The sequence below is a fragment of the Halomonas beimenensis genome (genome assembly GCF_002549795.1).
GTDB classification, from domain to species: Bacteria; Pseudomonadota; Gammaproteobacteria; order Pseudomonadales; family Halomonadaceae; genus Halomonas; species Halomonas beimenensis.
Window position 1 is genome coordinate 3,235,232 of record NZ_CP021435.1, and the last position, 20,513, is coordinate 3,255,744.

The window sequence follows — 20,513 nt, forward strand, 5'->3', positions numbered from 1 at the left end:
AAACATGCGTATGACGCCGAGGCCCCACCCCGGACCGCGGCCCCTGGAGGATAACCGGAATGAGCGACGCCCTGAACGCCCTGGTCGACCTGCTCGGCCTCGAGCCCCTCGAGGAAAACCTGTTCCGCGGCCATAGCCAGGACCTGGGACTCCCGCAGCTGTTCGGCGGTCAGGTCCTCGGCCAGGCCCTCTCCGCCGCCACCCATACCGTGGACGCCAGCCGCCGCGTCCATTCCCTGCACGGCTACTTCCTGCGCCCGGGGGACGCCCGGCGCCCGGTGGTCTATCAGGTCGATGCCGTGCGCGACGGCGGCAGCTTCACCACCCGCCGGGTCACCGCCATCCAGAAGGGACGGCCGATCTTCTTCTGCAGCGCCTCCTTCCATGGCGAGGAACCGGGAATCGAGCACCAGCCGGCGATGCCCGAGGTGCCCGCCCCCGAGACCCTCGACGACGCCGGGCTGACCATGCGGTTCCCCGGCCACCCCATCGAGTTCCGCCACGTCAGGGACGAGGCCGAGGCGGGCCGTCCGGCGCGCAAGCAGTTGTGGTTCCGGCTCGCCGGCGAGCTTCCCGAGGATCCGGCGCTGCATCGCTACCTGCTGGCCTACAGCTCCGACTTCAACCTGCTGACCACCGGCCTGGTGCCCCATGGACTCAAGCTGGGCGACCCCGCCCTGCAGATCGCCAGCCTCGACCATGCCCTGTGGTTCCATCACGACGTCCGGGTGAACGACTGGCTGCTCTACGACATGGACAGCCCCTGGGCCGGCGGCGCCCGCACCTTCAACCGCGGCAGCATCTTCGACCGCCAGGGGCGATTGGTGGCCTCCAGCACCCAGGAAGGCCTGACCCGCCGTCGGGAATGACCCCGAGCCTGTCGCCGCCGGGAATCCCGGCGTCGCCATGGGAACGTTCGTCGCTAATGCCCTACCTACCTTGAAGGTATCGACGGCCTCCAGGGCGCGGTCGTCGGCTCGCGGACCTGTCCCCCGGGGACGTCCGCCCGCGCGGGTCAGAGTGGAGGGTGTCTCGGCGACGGTCCTGGCATGACCGCCCTCTCGCCGCCCTCGACTCCGCCCTCCGGCATACGAACGGGCGAGGAGTGCCGAGCCATGTCAAAGCAAGCCAACGTCAACTTCCAGCAATCCATCGACCAGGGCGATCGCCTGGTCCCCGTCAACCTGCGCCAGACCGGCGACCCCGGCATCCAGATGCTGATCTCCAATCGCGTACGCAAGTCTCCCTACTGGCACCTGTCGGTGGAGGCCGGCTGCTGGAAGGCCACCGTCTACAACCGCATGTATCACCCCCGCGCCTACGTGCGCCCCGAGGACGGCGGGGCCATGGAGGAATACCGGGCCCTGGTCAACGACGTCACCCTATGGAACGTCGCCGTGGAGCGGCCGATCCGGGTCAAGGGCCCCGACGCCGAGGCCTTCTGCAACTACGTCTGCACCCGCGACGTGACCCGGGTCCCGGCGATGATGGGGCGCTACGTGGTGCTCTGCGACGAGCAGGGCCATGTGCTCAACGACCCGGTGATGCTGCGGGTCGCCGAGGACGAGTTCTGGTTCACCATCAGCGATTCCGACCTGGCCTACTGGTTCAAGGGCATCAACCATGGCCTGCGCTATGACGTGACCATCGACGAGATCGACGTCAGCCCGCTGCAGGTGCAGGGGCCCAAGTCCGAGGACCTGATCGCCGACCTGGTCGGCGAGGCCGTGCGCGAGGTGCCCTACTACGGCCTGATGGCCGCCACCATCGAGGACGTCGACGTCCTGATCTCCCAGACCGGCTTCTCCGGCGAGAAGGGCTACGAGGTCTACGCCTACGATTCCACCCTGCATGCCGAGACCATCTGGAACGCCATCCTCACCAAGGGCGAGAAGTATGGCCTCAAGGTGATCGCCCCGGCCCACCACCGCCGCATCGCCGCCGGCATCCTCTCCTACGGCCAGGACCTGGATCACGAGACCAACCCCTTCCAGTGCAACCTGGGCCATATGGTGCCCAAGGCCAAGCAGGCGGACTACATCGGCCGCGACGCCCTGGAGCGGACCCGCGAGCTGGTCAGCCAGGGCAAGCCGCCCTTCACCCACCAGCTGGTCGGCCTCAAGATCGGTGGACGGCCCGTCGAGGACTATGCCCCGGACTTCTGGCTGGTCGGCCACGATGCCGAGAGCGATCCCTGCGGCTGGATCACCTCGCCCTGGTACTCCCCGGAGCTGGGGACCAACATCGCCATGGCCTACGTGCCGGTGGCCTCGGCGGCGATCGGCACCGTGCTGGTGGCCTGGCTGCCCGACGAGTTCCTCGACATCCCCGGGCAGCCGGTCGATGCCGTGGTCTGCGAGATGCCCTTCCGTGCCTCGGTGAACCCGAGCTCCCGGGAGCGCGCCAAGGCGGCAGGGCGCGACTACGCCTTCTGAGCCATGGGCCCGGGCTCCCGGAACGAAAAACCGCCACCCGGCGGCAAGGCGGGGTGGCGGTTTTCTGCTGGGGATGGTGCCGGTGAGTGGACTCGAACCACCGACCTACGCATTACGAGTGCGTTGCTCTACCAACTGAGCTACACCGGCGTGCCGAGCATCATACGGCCACGGCGCCGGCCTGCCAAGGGAGCCCGGGGAGGCCTCAGGGCGGCGAGCGGCCAGCCAGCAGGGTCCCCTCCGGCGGGTTGGCGCGGAAATGGGCCTCGAGACCGGCGAAGATCGCCTCCACCAGGGCGCGCTGGTGGCCCTCGCTCGTGAGGCGACGCTCCTCGCCGGGGTTGGAGATGAAACCGGTCTCCACCAGCAGCGAGGGGATGTCCGGGGACTTGAGCACCACGAAGGCGGCCTGCTCGACCCGCGGCTTGTGCAGGTCGTTGATGCGGCCGAGCCGCTCGAGGATCCGCTCCCCGGCCGTGAGGGACTGGTTGAGGGTGGCGTTCATCGAGAGGTCCAGCAGGGCGCTGCGGGTCGCCATGTCCTGCTCGGCCAGGGCGATGAAGGCCTCGTCGTCGGCGATCACCGCGCGATTCTCGCTGTTGGCCAGCCAGCGGGCGGATTCCGAGGTGGCGCCGCTCGTGGAGAGCGCATAGACCGAGCTGCCGTGGGGGCCGGGACGCGCCACGGCATCGGCATGGATCGAGACGAAGAAATCCACCCGATGTTCGCGGGCGATGGCCGTACGCCGCCGCAGGCCCACGTAGACGTCGTGATCCCGGGTCAGCACCGCCCGGAAGCCCGGGGCATCGTCGATCCGCCGCGCCAGTCGCCGCGCCAGCTCGAGCACCACGTCCTTCTCGCGGGTGCCGCTGGGGCCCAGGGCACCGGGATCCCTGCCGCCGTGGCCGGCGTCCACGGCGATCACGATGTCCCGGCCGCTCACCGCCGGCACGGGGGATGACGGTTCCCGGGTCGCCACGGCAGTCGGGGAGTCCGGGACGACCAGGTCGACTACCAGCCGGTGTCCCTGGAGGCCGGCCGGCGCCAGGGCATGGCTGTCATGGTCCACGGGGCCGGCGAGATCGAGCACCACCCGAGTGCCCTCGCCGCGCCTGCCGGTGCGGATGGCGGTGATCGGACTGTCGTCGAGGGGGGCGTCCGCCAGCTCGCCGGCGAGCTCGCCCTCGAGGAGATCGATGACCAGGCGATCGGGGCCCCGCAGCGCGAAGACCTCGGCGGGCATCGCCTCGGAGAGGTCGAAGACCACCCGGGTGCTCCCGGGCTCGGAGCGCAGGCGCAGGTCGCGTACCTCCCCGGCCATCGATCCGGCGCTCACCAGCAGCAGGCTCAGAGCCAGGCCCCCGAGCGTCCGCCAGAGGCTCCCCGGCCTTCCCGTCGTCATGTTGCCGCTCCTCTCCTCGCCCGCGCCGGGCATCGGAGAGGGATATCGGCGGAGGACGTCCCCGCTTTAGCCCGCCGGCGCGGCACCCGGGGAGGGACGGCAAAGGCGTCTGCCGGCGAAGCGTTAAAGGGCGCAGGCCACCTTCGCCGGGTGAATCGCGGGCCTGGCTGCTAGCGTGAAGCCATAGCCCAACCCGGACCGCCGTCATGCCTCACCAGACCCATCCCCTGCTCCGCGACCGCCCCTTCACCGAACTCGGCAAGGTCGTGTCCGCCCGCGAGGCGGTGAACCTGATCCGCGACGGCGACGCCGTGGCCACCGGCGGCTTCGGGGGCATCGGCTTCGCCGAGACGCTGGCCGTGGCCCTGGAGGCGCGCTTCCAGGAGACCGGCCACCCCCGCGACCTGACCCTGATGTACGCCGCCGGCCAGGGCGACGGCGGGCAGCGCGGCCTCAACCACCTGGGCCATGCCGGCCTGGTTTCCCGGGTGATCGGCGGACACTGGGGCCTGGTGCCGGCGCTGCAGAAGCTCGCCCTGGCGGGAAGCATCCAGGCCTGGAACCTGCCACAGGGCGTGATCTCCCACCTGTTCCGGGATATCGCCGCCGGCAAGCCGGGCACCCTGAGCCGGGTGGGGCTGGGCACCTTCGTCGACCCGCGCCTGGGCGGCGGCCGCCTCAACGACGCCACCACCGAGCAGCGGGTGGAAGTGGTGACCCTGGGCGGCGAGGAACTGCTCTTCTACAAGGCGCAGCCGCTGCAGGTGGCGCTGCTGCGCGGCACCACCGCCGACACCCTGGGCAACGTGACCATGGAGCGCGAGGCGTTGACCCTGGAGGCCCTGGCCATCGCCACCGCGGTGCACAATTCGGGGGGCGTGGTGATCGTCCAGGTGGAACGCCTGGCCGAGCGGGGCACCCTGTCCCCCAAGGCCGTGGAGATCCCCGGGGTGCTGGTCGACTGCGTGGTCCTCGCCGAGGACCCGAGCCATCACTGGCAGACCTTCCGGACCGCCTACGACCCGGCCTACTCGGGGGAGATCCGGGCGCCCTCGGCAACTCCCGAGCCCTTGCCGCTCTCGGCGCGCAAGATCATCGCCCGCCGCGCGGCCTTCGAGCTCCAGCCCAACAGCGTGGTGAACCTGGGCATCGGCATGCCCGAGGGGGTCGGCGCGGTGGCCAGCGAGGAGCCGGTGCTGGACCACCTGACCCTCACCGCCGAGCCCGGGGTGATCGGCGGCCTGCCCGCCGGCGGGCTGGATTTCGGCGCGGCCACCAACACCCAGGCGATCATCGACCAGCCGGCCCAGTTCGACTTCTACGACGGCGGCGGGCTCGACATCGCCTTCCTCGGCATGGCCCAGGCCGATGGCCAGGGCAACGTCAACGTCTCCCGGTTCGGGCCGCGCCTGGCCGGCGCCGGCGGCTTCATCAACATCAGCCAGAACGCCCGTAAGGTCGTGTTCATGGGCTCCTTCGTGGCCACCAAGGAGGCGCTGGCCATCGTCGAGGGCCGGCTGCACCTGCCCGAGGGCGGTCAACCCAAGTTCGTCGCCGAGGTGGAGCAGCGCACCTTCAGCGGCCCCCTGGCCGCCGCCGAAGGCAAGCCGGTGCTCTACGTCACCGAGCGCTGCGTATTCGAGCTCGCCCCGGAGGGGCTGACGCTCATCGAGATCGCCCCCGGCGTGGACCTGGACCGCGACGTCCTCGCCCACATGGGCTTCACGCCGCGAATGCCGGCGCCCCCGCGGACGATGGACGAGCGCATCTTCCGCGAGGCGCCCATGGGGCTCGCCGACGAACTGCTGACCCTGCCGCTGGACCGGCGCTTCAGCTACGACCCGGCGGAGGACCTGTTCTTCATCAACTTCGAGAACCTGCGCATCGCCTCACCGGCGGACGTCGAGGCGATCCACGAGGCGGTGGAGCGACGCCTGGCGCCCCTGGGCCATCGGGTGCACGCCATCGTCAACTACGACCGCTGTCGCATCGACGACGACATCCTGGCCCCCTACACCGAGATGGTCCGCGATCTAGAGAGACGCTTCTACTCGCGGGTGACGCGCTACACCACCAGCGGTTTCATGCGCAAGAAGCTCGGCCACGCCCTGGAAGCCCGCGCGGTCTCGCCGCACATCTACGAGAGCGCCGAGGAAGCCCGTCGCCACCTGAAGGCATGAGCCGGGCGGGACGCAAGGCCGCGGCATCGGCCCCTCGGGGCCGGCCCTACATCGCCACCTCCGCGGGCTTCACCAGGCGGTCGAAGACGCTGTAGGCGAGCTGCATGACCTCGTGGTGATTGCCGGCGTTGAAGGCGATCATGTCGGCCTGGGCCAGGTGCGGGGAGACGAAGACCTCCAGGTCGAAGAGGTTGCCGAAGGGCGGCATGGCGCCGGGCTCGCAGTCGGGGAAGCGATCGCTGAAATCGGCCTCCTCGGCCAGGTCGACGGCCTGGGCGCCCAGCGACTGGGCCAGCCGACGCAGGTCGACCCGATCGGTGGCCGGCAGCACCGCCAGGGCGAGCCGGCCGTCGACCTTGACCATGACGCTCTTGGCGAAGTGGCGCCCGGGGACATGGGCCGCCTCGGCGACCTCCTGGGCGGTGTAGGCCGGAGAGTGCTGCTGGATGACGTACTTCACGCCATTCTCGTCGAGAAAGCGGGTGACGCGTTCCATGGACATGGGAATCCCCTCTCATGGGTCGTTGCAGGGCCTGGGTTAAGCCTAGTCAGGCGGGGCAGGAATGGGGAGGGAGATGCCGACCCGGCGAGCGCCCGCCTTGATCCCCGTCAGGTCTCCCCCCAGCGCTCAGGCCTCCTCGCGTCTGGCACGATGGACCTGGATGAGGTCGCGCTGCACCGGCTCCGGGGCCGGTTCGTAGTGGCTGAAGCGCAGGGTGTAGCGACCGCTGCCACCGGTCAGGGCGTTGAGCCGCTTGGGGTAGTCGGCGATCTCCGCCAGGGGCGCCAGCGCCTGGATGCTGACCTGATCGCCCAGGGTCCGGGTATCCAGGATCCGCCCGCGGCTGGCGGCGAGATCCGCGGTGAGATCCCCCATGGCCGCGCCCGGCCCCTCGACCTCCAGCTCGACCATGGGCTCGAGCACCTGAGGCCCGGCCTGGCGGACGGCATCCAGGAAGGCCTTGCGGCCGGCGATGACGAAGGCGATCTCCTTGGAGTCCACGGGGTGGGTCTTGCCGTCCTCCACCACGACCCGGATGTCCTGGAGCGGATAGCCGGCGACGGCCCCCTCCTCCATGGCCTGGCGCACGCCCTTCTCCACCGCGGGCAACAGCGACGCCGGGATGACGCCGCCGCGGATGGTGTCGGCGAACTCGAAGCCGGCCCCGCGCGGCAACGGCTCGACCCGCAGGTAGACCTCGCCGAACTGGCCGGCCCCGCCGCTCTGCTTCTTGTGCCGGCAATGGCCCTGGGCCGAGGTGCGGATGGTCTCGCGGTAGGCGATGGAGGGAGGACGGGTATCCACCTCGACCCGAAAGCGCTCGCCCAGCCGCTCCAGGGCCATGCGCAGGTGCAGCTCGCCCAGGCCGCGCAGCACCGTCTCGCGGGTGGCGGGATCCTGCTCCACCCGCAGGCCCGGATCCTCCTCGACCAGTCGCGCCAGGGCCTCGGTGAGTCGCTGCTCGTCGCCGTGACGGCGAGTCTGCAGCGCCAGGCCGAACACCGGCGCGGGCAGCGCCACCGGACGCAGGTGGATGTGGTCCTCGTCGTGCGAGTCGTGCAGCACGCTGTCGAGTCCCGCCTCCTCGACCTTGGCCAGGGCGGCGATCTCGCCGGGGCCGCAGCGTTCCACCTCGAGATGCTCGCGCCCCTGGAGGCGATACAGCATGCCCACCCGGAAGGCCTTGCGGGCCTCCCCGGCGAACAGGCGGGTGTCTCGGGTGACCGTGCCCTGGTGCACGCGGAAGACCGCCAGCTTGCCCAGGAAGGGGTCGTGCTCGACCTTGACCACATGGGCCAGCACATGGGCCTCGGGATCGGGGCTCGCCCGGTACTCGTGGGTGCCCTCGTCGTCCTGTCGCAGGAAGGGCGGCGGATTGCCCTCCAGGGGGTTGGGCATCAGCCGCTCGAAGACCTCCAGCAGCTCGCTCACCCCGGCGCCGGTCGTCGCCGAGGTGAAACATACCGGCACCAGGTGCCCGTCGCGCAGCGCCGCCTCGAAAGGCTCATGCAGCTGCTCGGGGCTGAGCTCCTCGCCCTGCTCCAGGTAGAGGGCCATCAGCGACTCGTCCACCTCCACCACCTGGTCGACCAGCATCTCGTGGGTCGCCGCCACCGACGAGAAGTCCGCCTCGCCCTCCGGGGCGAAGAAGCAGTCCACGACCCGGGTGGCGCCCTCGGCGGGGAGGTCGAGCGGCAGGCATTCGGTGCCGAAGTGGCTGCGGACGTCGTCCAGCAGCGCCTCGAGCCAGCCGGGCGCGGCATCGATGCGGTTGATCACCACCAGCCGGCACAGGCCGCGGTCCCGAGCCCACTGCATCATGCGCCGCGCCGTGGCATCCACCCCGTTCTCGGCATCGACCACCACCGCCACCGTCTCCACGGCGGGCAGGATCGACAGGGTCGCGCCCTGGAAGTCGGCGTACCCGGGGGTGTCGATGAGATTGATCCAGGCCTGCCCCCACTCAAGCCCCAGTACCGAGGCGGCGATCGAGTGGTGCAGCGTCTTCTCCTGGGGGGTGGCGTCACTGATCGTGGAGCCCTTCTCCACGCTGCCGGCCTGATCGATGGCGCCGGCCGTTGCCAGCAACGCCTCGGCCAGGGTCGTCTTGCCCGACCCCGCCTGGCCGGTCAGCGCCAGGTTCCGAATCCGCTCGGGAGAGTGCTCGCCCATGATCCCTGCCCCTCTGTCGCCCATCGCTCGCCGCCTATCTGTTCAAGTTAGCAGCCCGACGGGACTCGAGGCGCGCCAGCCAGCGCCCGGCGATGAGAAAGGCCGCCGCATAGCACAGGATGCCGGCCGCCAGGGTGCTGGCCTGACCGAACTGGACCGAGACCAGCGTGGCCAGGGAGGCCCCCAGCACCGAGGCGAAGCCGTTGATGCCCCAGGCCCAGGGGATCCAGCGGGGCTGGTCGGCGAGCTGTCGCAGCGCCCACGGGAAGGGGCGGCCCATGGCCCAGGCCAGCGGCAGCAGCAGCGCGACCAGGGCCAGCAGCCGCAGCGGCAGCGGCAGCGCGGGCTCGCTCAGCAGCCGGACGGCACCGAAGGGCACCAGGGCCAGGCCCAGCCCGCCGGCGACGGCGAGATAGATCCCTCGCCGGCTGGCCCGGGTCGCCCGCTCCGGCGCCATGGCACTGCCCAGCCCCGAGCCGACCAGGAAGGTGGCGAAGACCAGGGCGGCGGCGAGGACCGGTTCGCCCAGGTAGAGGATCAGGCGCTGGAAGAGCACCAGCTCGACCAGGATGTAGCCGAAGCCCAGGGCGGCGAAGTAGCCGGCCACCGAGAGCCGGCCGAAGGGCGGATGGATCCTCGGCAGCCGGCCCAGCGGCACCAGGATCAGCAGGAAGGCCAGCCCGGTCGTCACCAGGGCCGCCGCCAGGGACAGGACCAGGGTCCAGTCGAGATAGCTCCAGCCCCGCCCTCCCAGCTCGCTCACCAGGCCCGGGGCCTGGAGCCAGGCCAGCGACCGCCAGGGATAGGGCCGGTCGAGTTCGGCCGGGGCGGTATGGAAGCGCCGGGTCTCGGCCGGCAGCGGGCGAGCGGCGAAGACGGCCCGGGCGATGTCATGGAAGACCGGCTTGTCCAGGCGATGCACGCGGTTGGCCGTCTCCCGTGCCTGCCCGGGCAGCCAGGCGAGGTCGAAGCGCCAGCGCTCGGCGAAGGCCTGCACGCCGGCCAGGTCCTTCTCGCCCAGCGGGCTCGGCGAGGCCAGCACCAGCACCGCCTGGAGGCCACGCAGCACCGCCACCCGCTCGCCCGGGGCGGAGGCGCCCTGCCGGGCCAGGGCCTCGGCGAGGCTGGCCATCAGGCGGGGGTAGTGCCGGGGCGGGACTTCCAGGGGCAGCGGAATGGCCAGCAGGCCATCGCCCGACAGGGCCTCGACGGCCAGGGACAGGCCCTCGACCGTCAGCACATAGTCCTCGCTGGCGGCGTCGCCGCCCGTCCAGGCGCGATCCAGCGCGATCACGGCATGGCGGCCCGGTTCGGCACTGGCCAGGTGGCGCCAGGCCCCCTCCGCCTCCAGGGTCAGGCCGACCCCGGCGGCCCCTCGCGCCCGGGCGATGGCGAGCAGCCGGCCGTCCGGTTCCACCCAGGTCGCCGACCGTCCCTGGGCGGCCAGCAGCGTCGGCCAGGCGCTGCTGCCCAGCACCAGCACCGGCCCCTCGGGGCGCAGGCGCAGCGGCAAGGCCGCCAGGGACGCCTCCAGGTGGTCGGCGGGTGCCGGCCAGGCACGGGGCAACGGCACCACCCGATCGCTGCCTATCACCGCGACGTCCTGGGCCGGGACGCCCGAGGGCCAGTGCAGGCTGAGCCCCGGGGCGAAGCGCAGGCTCTCGGCCCGCAGCAACGTGAGCCGGCCGGCCAGCCCCGGCTCGACCGCCAGGGTCTCGACCCCGGGCAGCTCGCGAAGTCGCGACAGGGCCTTGAAGTCGGACATCGCCGGCACGGGCGGCTGAAGCGCGGCGGCGAGCGACAGCCCCAGCCCCAGCAGGCCGGCCAGGGCCCCGACCCGCCGGCGCCGTCGTAACGCCCAGAGGCCGGTCAGGGCGAACAGCAGCGCGGCGACCACCGCCAGGCCGACCTCCACTTCCCCCGCCGCCAGCAGCCCGGCGGCCCCCAGGCTGCCCAGGCCGCCGCCGAGCAGGTTGGCCGCGTAGAGCCGACGGGTGTGCCGGGGCCAGCGCAGGAACACCTGGCCGATGGCCAGGCCCGCGCCCAGGAAGGGCAGGAAGGCGACGAAGTCGACCAGCAGCAGGCGGGCCAGCTCCACGGGGTGCCAGCCGGCCACCAGGGGGCGCAGCGCTACCCGGGACTGCACCGCCAGGACCAGCAGCAGGCCGATGCCCGTGATCAGCAGGCCGGCGAGGAACCAGCCGTCCCCCCGGCTGGCGCGATGGCGGCCGGCCAGCGTCAGGACGGTACCGGCCGCCCCCAGGCCCAGCAGGGCCAGGGAGACCGCCAGGCCGGCGAAATGATGCCAGTGGCTAAAGGCGAACAGCCGGAGCAGGAGGACTTCCAGGGCCAACAGGGCGGCCGACACGCCCGCCAGGGCCGCCAGGTCGAACCATCGGGGCGCCCCGGCCGTCATCGCTCAATGGCCGCCGGTAAGCGGCACGAAGCGTACCGAGGCCAGGTTGCGGGTGCGGATCTCGCCGTCGGCCGCCTTCTCCAGCAACAGCAGGTTCTGCACCCAGAGCATCTGGCCCACCGGGATCACCATGCGACCGCCCGGGCGAAGCTGGGCCACCAGCGGCGGCGGTACGTGCCGGGCGCCGGCGGTGACGATGACGGCGTCGAAGGGCGCCCGGGCCGGATCGCCGTAGTACCCGTCGCCCTCCAGCACGGTGACGTTGGTGTAGCCCAGCGCCTCCAGGCGCTCGGCCGCCTGGACGGCCAGTGCCGGTATGATCTCGAGGGTCACCACCTCGCGCACGATCTCGGCGAGGATGGCCGCCTGATAGCCGGAACCGGTGCCCACCTCCAGCACGCGATCGTCGGGCTCCAGCCCAAGCCGGGCGGTCATCAGGGCGACGATGTAGGGCTGGGAGATGGTCTGGCCATGGCCGATGGGCTGGGGCTCGTCCCGGTAGGCGCGTCGCGGCGCCACCTCCGGGGCGAAACGGTGGCGCGGCACGCGACGCATGGCGGCGAGCACCGCGGGGTCGTCCAGGCCCCGGGCGACGATGTGATCCCGCACCATCGCCTCTCGGGCCCCGGCCCAGGCATCCGGCGCGAACGCCGGTCGGCTCGGGGCAGCCTCCGAGGGCGTGGCCTCGAGCAGGACCCGTCGTTCGGCCTCGGTCTCCTGGCCCAGGGCCGGCGGGATCGCCAGGCTGAGACCCACCATCGCCCAGCACCCGACGAGCCCGCGGAATCTGGGGGTCAGCATCGCCATTCCCCTCGCCACCCCGGAACGGGCCGGGGCAGGCGTCGGAGTCGTGTCCCCCAGCATAGCCCAGCCGAGGCCTGTCCCGGGACGCTGCCTCGCCTTGGCGCCTGGACCCACCCGAGGAGCGTACGGCAGGACGGAGGGGAGGCCATGGCCTCCCCTCCTCGCTTCGTCCGTGACGTGAAGGCGTCAGGCGGCGTGACCGCCGTGGTGCCGCATGTCGACCAGGCTCCAGATGGCGTCGCCGCCCACCAGGCCCCCCATGATCAGGCTGTTCCAGAGGGCCATCGGGGCGTCGGCGAAGCCCAGCACGAACGGCGCGACGATCAGGGCCGCACCGAGGACCACGCTGACCCACTCCTCCCAGAGCCGGGGCTTCACGAGCTCGGCCATGGCGAACGCGGCCACGACCAGGCCCAGGATCACCGCACTCCATATGGCCATCCCGTCGGCGACCTGCCTGCGTGGAAGCCACCCGGCTTTCCGATCCCGCGCCCAACGCCCAGAATATCAGCAAGTGGTTTTTCATCGGATGCGGATGCCCAGGGGGAGCGTCGCCTGCATGGACGAGGTCACCAGCCAATTCGTCACCGGCAACGAGGCGGCCATCCGGCTGGCCGTGGCGCTGCTACTGGGCGCGCTGATCGGCATCGAGCGCGGCTGGGTGGCCCGCGAGAAGAAGTCCGGCGAGCGCATCGCCGGCATTCGCACCCATGCCCTGGTGGGGCTGCTCGGGGGGCTCGCCGCCCTGCTCTCGCAGACCGTCAGCGAGTGGGCCTTTCCCCTGCTGCTGCTGGCCGTGACCGGCCTGGCCATCGCGGCGCACCGGGCCCGGATGCCCTACAGCCAGGACTTCAGCATCACCAGCCTGGTCGGCCTGTTGCTGACGTTCTGCTTCGGGGCCTTGGCGGTGGCCGTGGACATGGCCCTGGCCGCCGCCTGCGCGGTGGTGACCGCCCTGATCCTCGACAACAAGCGTGAGATCCACGGCCTGCTCTACAAGCTGCAGGCCCACGAGCTGGATGCCGGCCTCAAGCTGCTGCTGATCACGGTGGTCATGCTGCCGCTGCTGCCCGACCGGGGAATGGGCCCCGGCGACGCCCTGAACCCCTACGAGATCTGGTGGATGGTGGTGCTGATCGCCTCCGTCTCCTTCATCGGCTACTTCGCCATGCGCCTGGGGGGCGCCGAGAAAGGCATCCTCTTCACCAGCCTGTTCGCCGGGCTCAGCTCCTCCACCGCCCTCACGCTGCACTTCTCCCGGCTGTCACGCCAGACGCCCGATCTCGGCCCGTTGCTGGCGGCCGGGATCCTGATCGCCTGCGGCACCATGTTCCCGCGCATCCTGCTGTACTGCCTGGTGATCAACCCGGCCCTGCTCCCCCCTTTGGTGCTGCCGGTGGCGGTGATGGGCGGTCTGCTCTACGTCCCCGCCTTCGTCATCTGGCGCGCCCACCGCCGGGGCGCCAAGGTGGACCGTCCCGAGCGTCACCGGAACCCCCTGGAGCTGCGCATGGCCCTGCTGTTCGGCGTGCTGCTGGCCGCCATCATGGTGCTCGGCCAATGGCTCAAGGAGTGGCTGGGGGACGCCGGCATCTACCTGCTGGCGGCCTCGTCGGGGGTCGCGGACGTGGACGCCATCACCCTGTCGCTGACCCGCATGTCCCACGGCACCATCGACCTGCCCACCGCGGTGCTCGGCATCGTCATCGCCGCGGCCGTCAACAACACCATCAAGGCCGGGATGGCCGCGGGGGTGGGCACCCGGAGCCTGGGTCGGCGGGTCGGCCTGCCCAACGCGGCGTCGCTGCTGGTGGGGCTGGGGCTGGCCTGGTGGCTGTGAGGCCGCCCCGGGGGGCTTCGCCTGCACCACCGTCCCGCCGGCGAGGAACCCGGCCGGCGAGGCGATGCCCGACATGGCGCGAACCTCAGTCCCCGGGGAAGCGGCGCGCCACCAGCGCCGACAGGCTGTCCTCGCATTCCGCTTGCGGCGCGCGCGCCTCGTCGCCCGGTCGATACTTGCCGGAACGCACCAGGCAGGCCTCGAGGCCCACCGCCTGGGCGGCGATGACGTCGCATTCCACGTCGTCGCCGACCATCAGGGTCTCTTCCGGCGCTACCCCGGCGTCCTCCAGGGCGGCCCGGAAGAACCCCTCGGCCGGCTTGCCCAGCACCACCGCCTGGGTATCGGCGGCGTACTCCAGGGCGCGGACGAAGGGGCCCACGTCCAGGTGCAGCTCGCCCTGGCGACGGAAGTAGCGGTTGGTCCCCACCGTCAGCAGGGGGGCGCCCCGCTGCAGGAGCCGGAAGGCGGCGTCCAGGTGGTCGTAGTCCAGGCGCTCCGCGGCATCGCCGAGCACCACCGCATCGGGATCATCGCTCTCCAGGTCGGCGAACTCGGGTTCGAGCCCCTCGTGGATCAGCAGGTAGGGGTGCAGGTCATGGCGGTGGAGGTACCGGCGGATCGCCCCCGGGGCGGTGAAGACCTGTTCCCGCTCCACGGCGAAGCCCAGGCGCGTCAGATCGGCGAACACGGCCTCGCCGGTCTTGCGCGAGGTGTTGGTGACGAAGCGCAGCGCCAGGTCCCGATCCTGCAACCGGGCCACCGCCTCGACGGCGCCGGGCAGGGCCCGGTCATCCTCGTAGAGCACCCCGCTGATGTCGAGCAGTACCGCCTTGATCATGCGACCTCCTCGTCGGTCAGGTCCGTTCCTCCGCGAGACGGCCGGCCGGCCCCGCCTCCACCCGGTTTCGCCCGGCGTGCTTGCCGCGATAGAGGGCGGCGTCGGCCCGCTGGATGGCCTCCTCCCCGGAGGCGTCCGTCTCGGCCAGGGCATCGACCCCGCAGGTGATGGAGACCCGGAAGGGGGTTCCCTGCGGCGAGCGCAGCTCCAGGGCGGCCACCTCGCGGCGGATGTCCTCGGCCACCCTCAGGCCGCCGTCCAGCGGGGTCTCGGGAAGCAGGATAGCGAATTCCTCGCCGCCCAGCCGGCTGGGCACGTCCATGCGCCGCAGTCGTTCGCTGAGCAGGCGGCCCAGGCGCCGCAGCACCCGATCCCCGGCGGCATGTCCATGGGTATCGTTGACCGACTTGAAGTGATCGAAGTCGAAGACGATCACCGCCGCCCGGGTTCCCTTGCGCTGGCACTGGGCGAAGGCCTCGCGCAGGCGCTGCATGAAGTAGCGCCGATTGTAGAGGCCGGTCAGCTCGTCGGTGATCGACAGCTCGCGCAGCCGAAGCTCCAGCTCCTTGGCCTCGGTGATGTCACGCACGGTACCGACCAGCACGGCCTCATCCCCGTGCGGTTCGAAGTCGGCGACCTCATGGACCCAGCGGATGCTGCCGTCGGGGCGGAGGATGCGATGCTGGACGTCGTGGATGCCGGTCTGCTGGGCCCGGGCCTCGCTGGCCTCCACCGCCGGCAGGTCATCGGGATGCACCCGCGCCTTGAAGGCCTCGATACTGGGCAGGAAGCTCTCGCGGTCGACGCCGAAGAGATCGTAGATGCTATCGGACCAGAACAGCTCGCCGGTCTTGAGACTGGCCCGCCAGTAGCCCAGCCGACCGATGCGCTGGGCCCGTTCCAGGGTGCGGGTGAGCTGGCGGGTCTCCTCCAGGGCCTGCTCGAGACGGGACTCCGTGGCCTTGTGCTCGCTGATGTCGATATGCGTGCCGCTCATCCACTCGGGCTCGCCCTCGGCCGTGCGGGTGACCAGCCGGCCATAGTCCCGCACCCAGACCCAGTGCCCGTCCCGATGGCGCATGCGCGCCTCGCAGGCATAGAAGGGGGCCTCCCCGGCGAAGTGCGCGGCCAGGGCCGCCTCGGAGCGGGCCAGGTCCTCGGGATGCGCCAGGGATAGCCAGGTGTCGATGGTGACCGGTTCGAGCTCCTCGAGCCGATAGCCCACGATCTCCGCCCAGCGCTCGTTGAAGCGGGTCTCGCCGGTCTGGACGTTCCATTGCCAGGTGCCCGCCCGGGTTCCCTGGATGATGGTCTCGAGCCAGAACAGCCGCTCCTCGAGCTCGGCACAGCGCTCGCGCAGCGCCTCGGACGACAGGCCGTCGAGCGTCGGCGGGTGGGATGGGGGGCAGGGAGACATCATGGCGGCACCAGGCAGGGTGTCGGAAGCGGACCGGGAACGAAGCGTATCCCATCTTAGCCCGATGATGGAGGTGACCGCATGATATGGCGCAAGTCACACCGCCCCTAGCGGAGTCAGGAGGCCTGGGGCGTGCCCTGGCCTGCCCGAGAGGTGTCGAGCCCCAGGAAGCCCCCCGACTGTCGCCGCCAGAGGGCGGCATAGAGGCCGTCCCGGGCCAGGAGCGCCTCGTGCCGGCCGGTCTCGACGATGCGGCCCTCGTCGATCACCACCAGGCGGTCGAGCATGGCGATGGTCGACAGCCGATGGGCGATGGCGATCACCGTCTTGCCGGCCATCAGGGCATAGAGCTGTTCCTGGATGGCGGCCTCCACCTCGGAGTCCAGCGCCGAGGTGGCCTCGTCGAGGACCAGGATGGGCGCGTCCTTGAGCAGCACCCGGGCGATCGCGATGCGCTGGCGCTGGCCGCCGGAGAGCTTGACGCCGCGCTCGCCCACATGGGCGTCCAGGCCGCGGCGACCCTGGGGGTCGACCAGGTCGTCGATGAAGCCGTCGGCATGGGCCTGCCGGACCACGCGCCGTACCGCGTCGTCGTCGGCCTCGGGGCTGCCGTAACGGATGTTGTCGCGCACCGAGCGATGCAGCAGGGAGGTGTCCTGGGTGACCATGCCGATCCGCCGTCGCAGCGATTCCTGGGTCACCCCGGCGATGTCCTGGCCATCGATCAGGATGCGCCCGTCCTCCAGGTCATAGAAGCGCAGCAGCAGGTTGGCCAGGGTCGACTTCCCCGCCCCGGACCGGCCGATCAGGCCCACGCGCTCCCCCGGAGCGATGGTCAGGTCGAAGCCATCGAACACCCGATGGCCCCCCGCCCGGGGCGCCTCGTAGCCGAAGCGCACCGCCTCGAAACGGATCTCGCCCCGCGAGACCTCCAGCTCGGCCGCGTCCGGGGCGTCCTGCACGGCGGGCACCCGGGCGATGGTGTTGATGCCGTCCTGGACGGTGCCGATGTTCTCGAACAGCCCCGCCACCTCCCAGAGGATCCAGTCGGACATGAAGCGGATGCGCATCACCAGGGCGATGGCCACCGCGATCACTCCCAGCGACACCAGCTCCAGGTACCAGGCGCCGATGGCGAGTCCCGCCACCGAAACCAGCAGCAGGGCGTTGAGCGTCGTCAGCGACACCGACAGCCAGGTGGCCAGGCGCATCTGTCGATGCACCGTGGCCATGAAGCCTTGCATGGCATCCCGGGCATAGGCCTGCTCCCGCCGGCTGTCCGCGAACAGCTTGATGGTCTGGATATTGCTGTAGCTGTCGACGATGCGGCCGGTCATCCGGGCTCGGGCGTCGGCCTGGGCCATGGAGACCGCCCGCAGCCGGGGCACGAAGACGCGCATCAGCCCCACATAGCCCAGCAGCCACAGGGCCAGCGGCGCCATCAGCCAGGGCTCGGCGCTGCCCAGCAGCCACAGGGCCCCGAGGAAGTAGACGAGCACGTAGACCAGCAGGTCCATCAGCTTCATGACCGTCTCGCGGATGGCCAGGGCCGTCTGCATCACCTTCTGGGAGATCCGGCCGGCGAACTCGTCCTGGAAGAAGGCCATGCTCTGGCGCAGCATCTGGCGATGCGAGAGCCAGCGGCCCAGCATGGGATAGTTGCCGAAGATGCCCTGATGGGTGAGCAGCGAGCGCAGCAGCACCAGCAGCGGCAACCCCACCACCACCAGCAGGCCGAGGCCCGCCAGGCTCCCGCCATGGGCGGCGAGGAAGCCCTCCCGGTCGGCCTCGGCGAGCCAGTCGACCAGCCGGCCCATGCCATGGAAGAACGCCACCTCCGCCGCCGAGACCAGGGCGGTGACCAGCGACATCGCCACCAGCAGCCAGCCGACCGGGCGCGAATAGTGCAGGATGAAGGGCAGCAGCCCCCGGGGCGGCACCCGGTGCTCGCCCTCGGGATAGGGATCGACGAGCCGCTCGAAGACACGAAACATCCAGCCCCCGGTTCAGCAGGGCGACCGGTTCAGGCCGGCCGGGATCGGCCCGCTGGCGGGAAGCGGGCCCGGGAAAGATACGGCGTGGGACGCCGAGGCGGCGTCACCCCCCCTCGTAGGGGCGCGACCAGACCTTGGCCGGCTCGTGGCGATTGAGCACTTCCTCCACCTCGCGTCGGATCTCGTCGCCGATGATCACCTTGACTTCCCGACTCTCCTCGTCGAGGAACAGCGACTCCCGGGGAAAGCCGTCAGAGACGAGTTCGTTGAAGGCGTTGCGCGCCTTCAGGGTGTCGTCGTAGGACGCCGTGACGGTCTGGGTCATGACTCTCTCCTTGCGATGATGTGGCCCGCCCCGACAGGTTCGCCCGGCGGGCCCTGCCCTTCAGCATGGTCCGGGGCGGCCCCTCCGGCAATGCCGGCGTCTGGGCTCACCCCGTCTCATGCAGCTCCCAGGGATTGTCGGTCAGCGGCTCGCCGCCGGCCGGGGTCACCCGCACGGTGTCGCTCATGCCGACCCCGAAGCGCCCCGGCAGGCGCAGGCACAGGGGCAGGTGGAAGACCATGTCGGCCTCGAAGGCCCGGGTCTGCCCCCGGGCGATGAAGCCGGTCCCCTCCACCCAGCTCGGCGGAAACTGGGCCCCCACCGCATAGCCGAAGACCCCGGAGAAGAACACGCGATCGGCCAGGGGAGCCAGCGACGCCTCGCCGGCCCGAGCCGCCGCGTCGAAGCTGTTGCCCGGACGCATGGCCCGGCACAGGGCCTCGAAGATCTCCCGACAGGCGTCGCGCAGCGCCTGCATCTCGGCGCTGGCCCGGCCGGCCACGACGGTGTGCATCATCGGTGCGGTATAGCGCTGGTAGGCGGCGCCGAACTCCAGGAACACGGGCTCGTCGGCGCCGATGATCCGACGCTTGTGATTGACATGGATGGTGCCCGAGCGTGCCCCGGTGGTGACGATGGGCTGCAGGCTCATGAACTCGCTGCCCGCCGCCAGCATGGCCCGGGCGCCCTCCGCGGCCACCGCCTGGTCGCTCACGCCTGGGGCGATGACCTCCCGGGCGGCCCGGATGCCCAGCCCCGACAGGCGGGCGCTCTCGCGCAGGCACGCCAGCTCGAAGTCGCTCTTGACGATGCGCAGCCGGTCGAGCAAGGCCCCGCCGTCGACACGGAAGCGTTCGGCGCCGAGGCGCGCCTGCAGCGCCGACACCACCCCATGGCGCAGCCCGGCGCTCATGGCGTCGAGGCCGATGGCGCGAAAGGGGGTGAGCAGCTCGGCCAGCGGGTCGACGACCTCCTCGAGGCCCTCCCAGCGATAGCCGATCACCTCGTCCACCCGGGCGGTCACCACCGCCGGGCCCGTCTCGATGGACGGGACCTGGAGGACCAGCCGCTCGGCCGTCACCACCAGGCAGGCATGCACGGACACCTCGAAGGTGTGATAGCCGGTGAGGTAATGGAGATCGGCCGGGTCGGTGAGCAGCAGCGCCTCGAGCCCGACACCCGCCATGCGCTCGCGCAGGCGGCGGCAGCGGGCCTCGAGCTCGGCCTCGGGAAAGGGCTGTTCGTGGCCGGCCAGGGTGGCCGCCAGGGCCTGGCGATAGGCGTGATGATCCATGCGCGTTCTCCGTGCGGGATGCCCTCAGGCCAGTGTAGCCGGGCCTCGCCGTCCCCGGGCCGGCGGAAATAGGACTGTTACCCCGGGGCGGTGTTACGTAGAATCCTGCTTCGATATTCGTCGAACAGGACTCATCGCAATGGGCAGGGCCTTCCAGAACCGCAAGGAATCCATGGCCAAGACGGCCGCCGCCAAGACCAAGGTCTACAGCAAGTACGGCCGCGAGATCTATGTCTGTGCCAAGCAGGGCGGCGTCGACCCCAACGGCAACCTGGCGCTGCGCGGCCTGATCGAGCGTGCCAAGAAGGATCAGGTGCCGTCCCACGTGATCGAGAAGGCGCTGGACAAGGCCAGCGGCGTCGGCGGCGAGGACTACGAGCCGGCCCGCTACGAGGGCTTCGGCCCGGGCAATGTGATGGTCATCGTGGAGTGCCTGACCGACAACCCCAACCGCACCATCGGCGACGTCCGCGCCTGCTTCACCAAGACCAAGAGCAAGCTGGGCACCCCGGGCAGCGTCAGCCACATGTTCGATCACTGCGCCATCCTGTCGTTCGCCGGCGAGGACGAGGAAGGCACCCTCGAGGCCCTGATGGAGGCCGATGTCGACGTCACCGACATCGAGAACGAGGAGGGCCGGATCACCGTCTTCGCGCCGCATACCGAGTACGCCAAGGCCAAGCAGGCACTGATCGACGCCTTCGGCGAGCTGGACTTCGAGACCGACGAGATCCAGTTCCTGCCCCAGACCACCACGCCGGTGGAGGGCGACGACGTCGCCTCGTTCGAGAAGCTGCTCGACATGCTCAACGAGCTCGATGACGTCCAGAACGTCTATCACAGCGCCGAACTCGGCTGACCGACGCCGCCATCGCCGGCCACCCCGGCCTG

At 71.0% G+C, this 20,513-nt stretch carries 16 protein-coding genes and 1 tRNA gene; 5 read left to right on the forward strand and 12 right to left on the reverse strand.

Translation table 11 applies throughout. The features are described 5' to 3' along the window. The first annotated feature begins 59 nt into the window (after window positions 1-59). Both BEI_RS15070 and BEI_RS15075 read left to right on the forward strand, forming a co-directional pair. A complete protein-coding gene (locus BEI_RS15070) occupies window positions 60-869 on the forward strand; it encodes an acyl-CoA thioesterase (RefSeq protein WP_097790293.1) in 810 nt (269 codons plus the stop codon). A gap of 246 nt (window positions 870-1,115) precedes the next feature. Next, window positions 1,116-2,435, forward strand: coding sequence for a glycine cleavage T C-terminal barrel domain-containing protein (locus BEI_RS15075; protein ID WP_097790294.1), 1,320 nt, complete (start codon window positions 1,116-1,118; stop codon window positions 2,433-2,435). Window positions 2,436-2,509: 74 nt separating this feature from the next. Here BEI_RS15075 and BEI_RS15080 read toward each other — a convergent pair. Both BEI_RS15080 and BEI_RS15085 read right to left on the reverse strand, forming a co-directional pair. Beyond that, window positions 2,510-2,585, reverse strand: a tRNA-Thr gene (locus BEI_RS15080). A gap of 55 nt (window positions 2,586-2,640) precedes the next feature. After that, window positions 2,641-3,837 (reverse strand): N-acetylmuramoyl-L-alanine amidase, encoded by a 1,197-nt coding sequence (locus tag BEI_RS15085; RefSeq protein ID WP_227644494.1) that lies wholly within the window; start codon window positions 3,835-3,837, stop codon window positions 2,641-2,643. 206 nt (window positions 3,838-4,043) lie between these two features. Here BEI_RS15085 and BEI_RS15090 point away from each other — a divergent pair, with 206 nt between their 5' ends. Then, window positions 4,044-6,017, forward strand: coding sequence for an acyl CoA:acetate/3-ketoacid CoA transferase (locus BEI_RS15090; protein ID WP_097790295.1), 1,974 nt, complete (start codon window positions 4,044-4,046; stop codon window positions 6,015-6,017). Window positions 6,018-6,063: 46 nt separating this feature from the next. Here the strand turns inward: BEI_RS15090 and BEI_RS15095 are convergent, their stop codons facing one another. From BEI_RS15095 to BEI_RS15115, 5 genes are all read right to left on the reverse strand, one after another. Continuing rightward, on the reverse strand, window positions 6,064-6,519 hold the full coding sequence (locus BEI_RS15095) for an aminoacyl-tRNA deacylase (protein ID WP_097790296.1): 456 nt from the start codon (window positions 6,517-6,519) through the stop codon (window positions 6,064-6,066). Window positions 6,520-6,645: 126 nt separating this feature from the next. Beyond that, a complete protein-coding gene (fusA, locus tag BEI_RS15100) occupies window positions 6,646-8,691 on the reverse strand; it encodes an elongation factor G (RefSeq protein WP_097790297.1) in 2,046 nt (681 codons plus the stop codon). A 34-nt stretch (window positions 8,692-8,725) separates the two neighbouring features. Beyond that, window positions 8,726-11,107, reverse strand: coding sequence for a hypothetical protein (locus BEI_RS15105; RefSeq protein WP_097790298.1), 2,382 nt, complete (start codon window positions 11,105-11,107; stop codon window positions 8,726-8,728). 3 nt (window positions 11,108-11,110) lie between these two features. Continuing rightward, window positions 11,111-11,908, reverse strand: coding sequence for a protein-L-isoaspartate(D-aspartate) O-methyltransferase (locus tag BEI_RS15110; protein WP_227644495.1), 798 nt, complete (start codon window positions 11,906-11,908; stop codon window positions 11,111-11,113). 189 nt (window positions 11,909-12,097) lie between these two features. Next, window positions 12,098-12,352 (reverse strand): SPW repeat protein, encoded by a 255-nt coding sequence (locus BEI_RS15115; protein WP_097790299.1) that lies wholly within the window; start codon window positions 12,350-12,352, stop codon window positions 12,098-12,100. A gap of 118 nt (window positions 12,353-12,470) precedes the next feature. Between BEI_RS15115 and BEI_RS15120 the strand changes: the two genes are divergently transcribed. Next, window positions 12,471-13,751, forward strand: a complete 1,281-nt coding sequence (locus BEI_RS15120) for an MgtC/SapB family protein (protein ID WP_097790300.1) — start codon at window positions 12,471-12,473, stop codon at window positions 13,749-13,751. 85 nt (window positions 13,752-13,836) lie between these two features. Here the strand turns inward: BEI_RS15120 and BEI_RS15125 are convergent, their stop codons facing one another. From BEI_RS15125 to BEI_RS15145, 5 genes are all read right to left on the reverse strand, one after another. Then, on the reverse strand, window positions 13,837-14,592 hold the full coding sequence (locus tag BEI_RS15125; protein ID WP_097790301.1) for a TIGR01458 family HAD-type hydrolase: 756 nt from the start codon (window positions 14,590-14,592) through the stop codon (window positions 13,837-13,839). Window positions 14,593-14,608: 16 nt separating this feature from the next. Beyond that, a complete protein-coding gene (locus BEI_RS15130) occupies window positions 14,609-16,012 on the reverse strand; it encodes a sensor domain-containing diguanylate cyclase (protein WP_227644496.1) in 1,404 nt (467 codons plus the stop codon). A gap of 113 nt (window positions 16,013-16,125) precedes the next feature. Then, window positions 16,126-18,003 carry an ABC transporter ATP-binding protein gene (locus tag BEI_RS15135; RefSeq protein ID WP_097790302.1) on the reverse strand — a complete coding sequence of 626 codons (1,878 nt, stop codon included), beginning with the start codon at window positions 18,001-18,003 and terminating at the stop codon, window positions 16,126-16,128. Between the two features lie 103 nt (window positions 18,004-18,106). Beyond that, window positions 18,107-18,328, reverse strand: coding sequence for a hypothetical protein (locus BEI_RS15140; RefSeq protein ID WP_097790303.1), 222 nt, complete (start codon window positions 18,326-18,328; stop codon window positions 18,107-18,109). Between the two features lie 106 nt (window positions 18,329-18,434). Beyond that, entirely contained in the window at window positions 18,435-19,622 is a 1,188-nt protein-coding gene (locus BEI_RS15145) for a M24 family metallopeptidase (RefSeq protein ID WP_097790304.1), read from the reverse strand. 139 nt (window positions 19,623-19,761) lie between these two features. On the opposite strand from BEI_RS15145, the gene BEI_RS15150 reads away from it, so the two are divergent. Next, window positions 19,762-20,481, forward strand: coding sequence for a YebC/PmpR family DNA-binding transcriptional regulator (locus tag BEI_RS15150; RefSeq protein ID WP_097790305.1), 720 nt, complete (start codon window positions 19,762-19,764; stop codon window positions 20,479-20,481). Window positions 20,482-20,513: the final 32 nt, after the last annotated feature.

Bases quoted from the DNA above. Each gene is read 5' to 3' on its own strand.
- BEI_RS15070 (WP_097790293.1), top strand. From the start codon at position 60: ATGAGCGACGCCCTGAACGCCCTGGTCGACCTGCTCGGCCTCGAGCCC.
- BEI_RS15075 (WP_097790294.1), top strand. From the start codon at position 1,116: ATGTCAAAGCAAGCCAACGTCAACTTCCAGCAATCCATCGACCAGGGC.
- BEI_RS15085 (WP_227644494.1), bottom strand. From the start codon at position 3,837: ATGACGACGGGAAGGCCGGGGAGCCTCTGGCGGACGCTCGGGGGCCTG.
- BEI_RS15090 (WP_097790295.1), top strand. From the start codon at position 4,044: ATGCCTCACCAGACCCATCCCCTGCTCCGCGACCGCCCCTTCACCGAA.
- BEI_RS15095 (WP_097790296.1), bottom strand. From the start codon at position 6,519: ATGTCCATGGAACGCGTCACCCGCTTTCTCGACGAGAATGGCGTGAAG.
- fusA (WP_097790297.1), bottom strand. From the start codon at position 8,691: ATGGGCGAGCACTCTCCCGAGCGGATTCGGAACCTGGCGCTGACCGGC.
- BEI_RS15105 (WP_097790298.1), bottom strand. From the start codon at position 11,107: ATGACGGCCGGGGCGCCCCGATGGTTCGACCTGGCGGCCCTGGCGGGC.
- BEI_RS15110 (WP_227644495.1), bottom strand. From the start codon at position 11,908: ATGCTGACCCCCAGATTCCGCGGGCTCGTCGGGTGCTGGGCGATGGTG.
- BEI_RS15115 (WP_097790299.1), bottom strand. From the start codon at position 12,352: ATGGCCATATGGAGTGCGGTGATCCTGGGCCTGGTCGTGGCCGCGTTC.
- BEI_RS15120 (WP_097790300.1), top strand. From the start codon at position 12,471: ATGGACGAGGTCACCAGCCAATTCGTCACCGGCAACGAGGCGGCCATC.
- BEI_RS15125 (WP_097790301.1), bottom strand. From the start codon at position 14,592: ATGATCAAGGCGGTACTGCTCGACATCAGCGGGGTGCTCTACGAGGAT.
- BEI_RS15130 (WP_227644496.1), bottom strand. From the start codon at position 16,012: ATGATGTCTCCCTGCCCCCCATCCCACCCGCCGACGCTCGACGGCCTG.
- BEI_RS15135 (WP_097790302.1), bottom strand. From the start codon at position 18,003: ATGTTTCGTGTCTTCGAGCGGCTCGTCGATCCCTATCCCGAGGGCGAG.
- BEI_RS15140 (WP_097790303.1), bottom strand. From the start codon at position 18,328: ATGACCCAGACCGTCACGGCGTCCTACGACGACACCCTGAAGGCGCGC.
- BEI_RS15145 (WP_097790304.1), bottom strand. From the start codon at position 19,622: ATGGATCATCACGCCTATCGCCAGGCCCTGGCGGCCACCCTGGCCGGC.
- BEI_RS15150 (WP_097790305.1), top strand. From the start codon at position 19,762: ATGGGCAGGGCCTTCCAGAACCGCAAGGAATCCATGGCCAAGACGGCC.